Origin of the sequence: Methylopila musalis, from assembly GCF_042679725.1 — a bacterium.
Taxonomy (GTDB): domain Bacteria; phylum Pseudomonadota; class Alphaproteobacteria; order Rhizobiales; family Methylopilaceae; genus Methylopila; species Methylopila musalis.
Map to the genome: position 1 here is coordinate 1 of NZ_JBHTMX010000130.1, position 8,227 is coordinate 8,227.

5 protein-coding genes are annotated in these 8,227 nt (G+C 70.2%); 3 read left to right on the forward strand and 2 right to left on the reverse strand.

What is annotated here, in order from left to right; genetic code table 11:
• On the reverse strand, positions 1–493 hold a 493-nt coding region (locus ACFQ4O_RS12640), incomplete at its 3' end, for a hypothetical protein (RefSeq protein ID WP_378776051.1).
• A gap of 79 nt (positions 494–572) precedes the next feature.
• Positions 573–2,921, reverse strand: a complete 2,349-nt coding sequence (locus ACFQ4O_RS12645) for a TonB-dependent hemoglobin/transferrin/lactoferrin family receptor (RefSeq protein ID WP_378776052.1) — start codon at positions 2,919–2,921, stop codon at positions 573–575.
• 266 nt (positions 2,922–3,187) lie between these two features.
• Here ACFQ4O_RS12645 and ACFQ4O_RS12650 point away from each other — a divergent pair, with 266 nt between their 5' ends.
• The 3 genes from ACFQ4O_RS12650 to ACFQ4O_RS12660 form a co-directional block, all read left to right on the forward strand.
• The gene (locus ACFQ4O_RS12650) at positions 3,188–4,060 is read left to right on the forward strand and encodes an ImuA family protein (RefSeq protein ID WP_378776053.1); all 873 of its coding nucleotides are present in this window, start codon (positions 3,188–3,190) and stop codon (positions 4,058–4,060) included.
• Positions 4,011–5,510, forward strand: coding sequence for a DinB/UmuC family translesion DNA polymerase (locus tag ACFQ4O_RS12655; RefSeq protein ID WP_378776055.1), 1,500 nt, complete (start codon positions 4,011–4,013; stop codon positions 5,508–5,510). Before ACFQ4O_RS12650 ends, ACFQ4O_RS12655 begins: the two co-directional genes overlap by 50 nt.
• On the forward strand, positions 5,507–8,227 hold a 2,721-nt coding region (locus ACFQ4O_RS12660; protein ID WP_378776054.1), incomplete at its 3' end, for an error-prone DNA polymerase. The genes ACFQ4O_RS12655 and ACFQ4O_RS12660, both read left to right, overlap by 4 nt.

Sequence of the window (8,227 nt, forward strand, 5' to 3'; positions counted from 1 at the left end):
TGTCGAGCGCCACCGTCACGTCGCCGCCGGCCGCGCGCGCCGCGTCGAAGGGCGCGCGGCCGGGATCGGCGTCCTGAAGCTCGGCCGCGGCCGGGGTCTCGGGCTTCTCCTTCTCGGGCAGGGGCTCGCCGTCGCCGAAGGGCGCCAGCGCCGCCTCGAACGGATCGAGCCCGTCGAGCGCGATCACGCTGAAGGCGACCTCGCCGTCCGCGGTCTGGAACTCCACCCGCGGCAGGGCGCGGTCCTTCATCTTGCCGGTGCGGTCGGCGACCGCGCGGACGATGACGGAGAGGTCGATGCGGGCGTCGTGGTTCGCGCCGGACAGGATCGCGGCGCCGTCCTCGAACGCGACCGTCTCGATCGCGCCGATGCGCTCATGGGTGGCGCCGCCGCGGTTGGCGGTCAGCATGGCGCGGCCGAACAGCGGCAGCCGCTCGATCACGGCCTTCGGACCCTCCGCGAGGAGGGCGCGCGCGGGCTTGGCGTCGGTCATGGGGCAGGGTCTCCGGAGCGAAACAGGACGCGCCGCCGCGGCGCATGGGCCGGGCGGCGGCGCGGTGAGGGGCGTGGGGTCAGAAGCTGACCGAGGCGCTGACCTTGAAGGTGCGGCCGGGCGAGGTCTGAAGCTCGAGCGGGTTGGTGATCGCGACGGACTGGAGCGGGACCACATTGAACGTGTAAGCCAGAGGACCCTTGAAGTAGCGAGTGTCGAAGACGTTCTGTACCGCGCCCCGGAAGGTGATGGATTCCACCGGGCCCCAGCCCGTGATCTTCGGCGACCAGGTGGCGAACAGATCGAAGATCGCGTAGCCGCCGGGCTTGAACAGGGACGCGTCGCTCGCCCGCTTCACGCCTTGAGCGAAGGTGCCGACGCCTTCGATCTGGAGCCCGAGATCGGGATCGCGCCACCGCACCCCCAGCACGCCCACCAGCGGGATCGCGCCGTCGAACGCGGTCTTGGGATCTCCTTTCTCGGCGCGCTGGTTTCCGCGCTGCCACGACAGGGTTCCGTTGACCGACCAATTGGGATTCAGCACCACCTCGGCCGAGGCCTCGACGCCCCAGATGTCGACGCTGGAGAGGTTGCGGTAGGTGTAGCGATCCGGACGTACCGTGTTCGGATCCTCGCCCGGCTCGATAGGGCGGGGGCCGATGTTGTAGAAGTTCTGGATGAAGTTGGTGTAGTCGGCGTAGAAGGCGCCGGCCGAGAACCACGCGCTGTCGAAATATTGCGTGGCCCCATACTGCCCGCGCAGGCCCGCTTCATAAGAGCGGACGCTTTCCGGCTTCAGGTTGGGGTTGGGAACGAGGTCGAACGACACGCCCGGAGACGAGGTGTAGAGCTGCTGGGCCGTGGGCATTTTGAAGCCTTCGGCGTAGCGGGCGTAGACGGAATACTCGTCCGTCAGCTTCAGCAGCGCCCCGACCTGCGGGATGACCCGGCTGGAGTCGAGCTTCTTCGGCTCAAACCCGCCGATCGGCTGATACCAGGCCTCCGGCTTGGGATCGATCGCGTAGTTCGCCCAGCGCACGCCCGGCGTGAGCGTGAAGCGTCCGTCGAACGCCTTGATCTCGTCCTGGACATAGATGTCCGCGCGCGTGGTGCGGGCGTTGGCGAAGCCGCTCGCGCGCGTCACGGTCGTCAGGCCGGTGGCGCGAGGCGTGACGGCGGTCTGGTTCAGATAGTCGGTGCGGGTGTAGTCGCCCTGGAAGCCGTAGGTGAAGCGGTGACTGATCGGCCCGGTCTCGGCCAGAGAGGTCAGCTGCAGGTCGGCCTGAAGGAACGTCTCGTCGTAGCGCAGCAACGTCCGGGTGTCGCGCTCCTCGCCCGAGGCGAGCCGCTGGAAGCGGTCCGAATTCACCTCGCGCCGCTGGGGCGAATAGGACGCCTGCCAGCGCACCTCCTCCAGCCAGGGCGCGCCCACCGTCCAGTGGTGCGACAGCGACAGGCGCATGCGGGTCTGGTCCTGCACGCGGTCGTAGTCGCCGTTGAACGCGCCGGTGGTCTGCAGGCCGTAGTCGTAAAGCTGGCTGATCCTGTTGTTGCTGTCGAAGATCTCGCCGGTCAGCTTGATCTCGTGGTCGTCGGTCGGGGTCCAGACGAACTTGGCGAGCGCGCTCCACGACGTGCCGTCAAGCGGGTTGAGTTTGTCGCAGCGGATGGCGTCGGCCACGCGCGGACAGCCCCAGTTGCCGCCGTCGGCGCGGGCCTTGGAGAGCCGGCCCTCGTGGTAGGTCGACTGGTTGATCACGAACAGGCCCTGCAGGTCCGGCGTCGCCTGGAAGGCCACCATCCCGGTCTTGCTGAAGCGGTCGTTGAAGCTGTCGAACGAGGTCTCGGCCCGGCCGGCGATGGTCTTGCCGGACGCGCCCAGCAGGTCGGCGGGATCGAGCGTCTTGAACGCCACGACGCCGCCGAGCGCGTCCGCGCCCCACAGCACCGAGCCCGGCCCGCGCTGGATCTCCACCGCCTTCACCGCGGGAAGGTCGAAGAAGCCGCGGTTGCCGTCGGTGATCTGCTCCTGAATGCGCGTGCCGTCCACCTGGATCTGGACGCGGTTTCCGCCGACGCCGCGGATGCTGAACGAGCCCAGATTGCCGAACGGATCGGTGCCCGAGGTCTGGCGCGGCACGTTGATGCCCGGCTCGTAGCGCACGATGTCCTGCGCGTCGCGGATCTGGCGGTCGTCGATCTGCTTGCGGCCGATGACCGACACCGTGCCCGGCACGTCCAGCACCTGCGTCGCCTGGCGCGTCGCCGTCACCGAGATCTCGTCCAGCGGCGTGCCGTCCACGTCCTGCGCGACGGCGGCCTCGGCCTGACGTTTGGTTTCGGGGGTCTCGGCCTGCGCGCCGCTCCCGATCGTCCACGACAAAACGCCCGCCGCAACGCCTGCGGCGACCACATGACTTCTAGCCATCACACGAACCCTCGATTGGTGCGACAGGCTTTACGGCGAAATCGCGGCTGGCGCCAAGTATTGAATCAAATATGTGATAAATATCGACGTGTAATACATCTAAACTGGGTTCAATTTCAAGAATTGATAAATTCTAACTCTTCTTTAGATTGCAGAATTCAAAGGTGTACAAGTGAGTTTCCGCCACGACGGCGAGCATCTGCGTCACGTCGTGATCGAGTGGTCACGATTGGTCGGCGCGCGGCGCGTCTGTGAGGCGGCAAGGCGTGTCGGGTCGATGCCCGGTCGCGCTGCTTGACTCTCATCCGGGTTGGAGTCGTTATCGGAACAAAATAGGAACATTTTGGCTTGTCCTCATGCATGACCTTTCAGCCCTGCGGCGCGCCATCGCCGCGATCGAGCCGGCGTCGTCCGAGCCCCGGGCGGACGCTCTGTTCGGCTTTGGCGCAGACGATCTGGACTCGGCGCTTGGCGGAGGGCTGTCCCGCGCGGCGCTGCACGAGATTTATGCGCGCCGTCAGGCGGATTGCGCGGCGGCCGCCGGTTTCGGCCTGTGCCTCGCGCTGCGGGCGGCCGGCGGGCGCCCCTTGCTGTGGGCGCGGCAGGAGTTCGGCGATGTGGAGGCGGGCGCGCTTCACGGCGCCGGCCTCGTGGCTCTGGGAGCGCGGCCGGAGGCGATGCTGGTCGTGCGGCTTCGCGACGCCGGCGGGGTGCTTCGCGCCGCGGACGAAGGCGCCCGGTGCGGGGCGCTCGGCGCCGTGGTCGCTGAACTGTGGGGAGATCCCCGTGGCCTCGATCTGAAGGCGAGCCGACGGCTCAGCCTCGCCGCGGCGTCCTCCGGCGCGGCGTTGATCCTGGTCCGGCAGGCGGCCGAACCTCGCCCAAGCTCCGCCCAGAGCCGGTGGAGCGTCGCGTCCGCCCCCTCGACGCCGCTGGAGGCGAATGCGCCGGGGCGGCCAGCTTTCGACATCGCGCTGTTGCGACACCGGGCGGGCGTTCCGCCGCGCTCATGGCGTCTGGAGTGGGACCATGACCACCTGTCCTTCGCGCTCCCGCCGCTATCTCGCGGCGTGGCTGCCTTTGCTGCCGATGGAGCGGCTGGAGCGCGCGCGTCGGCGCTCCGGCGCCGCGCCGGTTGACGGGCCGGCCGTGCTGTACGCGCCGACCCGCAACGGGCTTGCGATCGCGGCGGCGAACCGTGTGGCGTTGGCGCTCGGCCTCGCACCGGGTCTTGCGCTCGCCGACGCTCGCGCCCGCGCGCCTGACATGCGGACGGACGAGCACCGGCCGGACGACGACGCCGCCTTGCTGCGCTCTCTCGCCGTCGCCTGCGAGCGCTGGACGCCGCTTGTGGCGCTCGATCCTCCAGATGGACTGATGCTCGACGTCACCGGGTGCGCGCACCTCTTCGGCGGCGAGGCGGGCCTGCTCCGGGACGTGGTCGTCTGGTGCCGTTCGGCGGGATTTTCGGCGCGTGTCGCGCTCGCCGGCACGCCAGACGCGGCCGGCGCGCTCGCCCGGTTTGGGAAGGGCGGAATCGTCCCGGCCGGAGACGAGGCGGAAGCGCTGCGACCCTTGCCGGTCGCGACGTTGCGGCTTGCGAAGGATGAGCGCCGGTCGCTCGCCCTCGCGGGTTTGAAGAACCTCGGGGATCTCGCCGATCTGCCGGGACCGGCGCTGACCGCGCGTTTCGGAGCGGGACTGACCGAGCGCCTTCATCGCGTTCTCGGCCGCGACGATCTTCGCATCACGCCCTTGCGCCCGCCGCCCGCCATCCATGAGGACGCCCGTTTTGCGGAGCCGCTGGCGCATCACGAGGCCATCCTTGCAGCGCTCGGCGACCTGGCGGGGCGCGCCGCCATCCGGCTGGAGGCGGCGGGGCAGGGCGGCCGCAGATTTGAAGCGATGTTCTTTCGTTCGGACGGCGGAGCGCGGCGTCTGTCGGTCACCACCGGCCGGCCGTCACGTGATCCGCGCGCCATCCTTCGGCTGTTCCACGAAACCCTCGACGCGCTCGCTGATCCGCTCGACCCGGGGTTTGGCTTCGATCTGATCCGGTTCGCCGTGTCCGCCACCGAGCCGCTCGGACAGGCGCAGCCCGCGCTCGACGGCGAGCGTCCGCAGGAGGAGACGCTGGCGGAGCTGGTGGATCGCCTGACCGCGCGCTTCGGTTCCGACCGCGTCCTGCGCTTCCGGTTCGAGGACACGCACGATCCCGTTCGCGCCTCCCGCCTTGCGCGGGTGGCGGATGCCGGACGCGCGGACGCAGACGGCTCCGCCCCCGCAGATGGAGAGCCCCAGTCGCGACCCTTGCAGCTGTTCGATCCGCCGCAGCCCATCGAGACGCTGGCCGAGACGCCCGATGGGCCCCCCTTGCGCTTTCGTTGGCGTCGGGCGCAGCACCGGGTGGTTCGCGCCGAAGGACCGGAGCGTATCGCGCCGGAATGGTGGCGCGCGCCCGGCCGGCCGACGCGTGACTATTATCGGGTCGAGGACGACGAGGGCCGACGTTTCTGGCTGTATCGAGACGGCCTCTACGGGCGGGAGACCGGCGAACCGCGCTGGTATCTGCACGGGCTGTTCGCATGAGCGCGCCGGAGCCTTACGCCGAGCTTGCGGCCGCGACGAACTTCTCGTTCCTGCGCGGCGCGTCCCCTCCCCAGCACATGGTGCTGACGGCGCTGCTGCTGGGGCAGACGGGGATCGGCGTCGCCGACCGCAACACGGTGGCCGGCGTGGTGCGCGCCTACAGCGCGCTGAAGGAGCTCCGGGCGGAAGGCGCGCCGCCGCCCGAGAAGACCCGCCAGGGCTCCGGCCCCGGAGAAGTGGTCTTCGTCGAAACCCCTCTGGCGCCCGACATGCCGTTCACGCGCGAGGAGCTTCGCCGGCGGGCGGAGGCGTTCCGGCTGGTGGTCGGGGCGCGGCTGGTGTTTGCCGACGGCGCGCCGGACGTGATCGCCTATCCCGTCGATCGCGCGGGCTGGGGCCGGCTCTGCCGCCTGCTCACCGTGGGCAATCTCCGCGCGGAGAAGGGCGGGTGCACGCTTCGCCTCGACGATCTGCTGGCGGACACGCGCGGCCTGCTCCTGATCGTCATGCCGGAGCGCGGTCTCGACGGCCTCGGCGCTCCGCTCGCCCGCATCGCCGAAGCGGCGCCGGCGGCGACGTGGCTCGCCGCCGCCCTTCACCGCCGCGGCGACGACCGGCGCCGGCTCGCGCGCCTGAAGGCGATGGCGCGCGCCGCGGGCGTTCCCCTCATCGCCGTGAACGACGCGCTCTATGACGAGCCGGGCGCCCGCGACCTGCAGGACGTGCTCGCCTGCATCCGCGAAGGGCGCACGATCGAGACCGCGGGCCGCCTGCTGGAGGCGAACGCCGAGCGCCATCTGAAGTCGCCTGAGGACATGGCGCGTCTGTTCCGCGACGCGCCCGAGGCGATCGCCGAGACCCAGAACCTGCTCGTCCGGATCGACTTCACGCTCGCCGATCTGCAATACGACTATCCCGACGAGCCCGTGCCGCCGGGCTGGGAGCCGCAGGCCTGGCTGGAGGAGCAGACCTGGCGCCGCGCCGCCATCCGCTATCCCGACGGCGTGCCGCCCAAGGTCGCGGGGCAGCTGCGGGACGAGCTGGCGCTGATCGAGAAGCTCGATTACGCCCGCTACTTCCTGACCATCCTCGACATCGTGCGGGCCGCCGAGGACCGGGGGATCCTCTGTCAGGGACGGGGCTCGGCGGCCAATTCCGCGGTCTGCTACGCGCTCGGCGTCACCTGCGTCGATCCGGCGGAGCACGACCTGCTGTTCGCCCGCTTCCTGTCGGAAGAGCGCCGGGAGCCGCCCGACATCGACGTCGATTTCGAGCACGAGCGGCGCGAGGAGATCATCCAGCACATCTACGAGCGCTACGGGCGCCACCGCGCCGGAATCGCAGCCACCGTCATCAGCTACCGGCCCCGCAGCGCCATGCGCGAGGTGGGCAAAGCGCTTGGCCTGACGGAGGACGTCACCGCCCGTCTCGCCTCGACCCAATGGGGAAGCTGGGGCGCCGACATCAAGGACGAGCACATCCGGCAGGCGGGGATCGACCCGGCCAATCCGGCCATCCGCCGCGCGCTCGATCTCGCCCGGCGGCTGCTGGGCTTCCCCCGCCACCTGTCGCAGCACGTGGGCGGCTTCGTGCTGTCGCGCGGCCGGCTGGACGAGACTGTGCCCATCGGCAACGCCGCGATGGCGGACCGCACCTTCATCGAATGGGACAAGGACGACATCGACGCGCTCGGCCTCATGAAGGTCGACGTGCTCGCGCTCGGCATGCTGACCTGCATCCGCAAGGCGCTCGATCTGATCCACGCGCAGGGCGGCGAGAAGCTCGACCTCGCCGCCATCCCCCGGAACGACGACGAGACCTACGCCATGCTGCGGCGGGCGGACACGATCGGCGTGTTCCAGGTCGAGAGCCGCGCGCAGATGAACATGCTGCCGCGCCTGCGGCCGGCCGAGTTCTACGATCTGGTGGTGCAGGTCGCGATCGTGCGGCCGGGCCCGATCCAGGGCGGCATGGTGCATCCCTATCTGCGCCGGCGCATGGGGCTGGAGGAGGTGAGCTTTCCCGCGCCCGCGCCCGAGCATGGCCCTCCGGACGAACTGAAGCAGGTGCTCGCAAGGACGCTCGGCGTGCCGCTGTTCCAGGAGCAGGCCATGCGGCTCGCCATGGTCGCGGCCCGCTTCTCCGACGTCGAGGCGAACCAGCTTCGCCGCGCGATGGCGACCTTCCGCAACGTCGGCACGATCCAGACCTTCGAGGCGCTGATGGTGGAGCGCATGGCGGAGCGGGGCTACGACCGCGCCTTCGCCCAGCGCTGCTTCGACCAGATCAAGGGCTTCGGCTCCTACGGCTTCCCCGAGAGCCACGCCGCCTCCTTCGCCAAGCTCGTCTACATCTCGTCCTGGATCAAACGCCACCACCCGGCGGCCTTCGCCTGCGCCCTTCTGAACGCGCAGCCCATGGGCTTCTATGCGCCCGCGCAGATCGTGCGCGACGCGCGGGAGCACGGCGTCGAGGTTCGCCCGGCCGACGTCAATCACAGCGCCTATGACAACACGCTGGAGCGCGCGGGCGATGGCGCGCTGGCGCTGCGGCTGGGGTTCCGCCAGATCGCGGGGATCACGGACGGGGAGGCGGCGCGCGTCGTCGCGGCGCGGGAGGCGGGCTACGACAGCGTGGAGGCCTTCGCCCGCCGCACCCGGCTGTCGGCGGGCGCGCTCGACCGTCTGGCCTCCGCGGACGCGTTCCGCTCGCTCGGA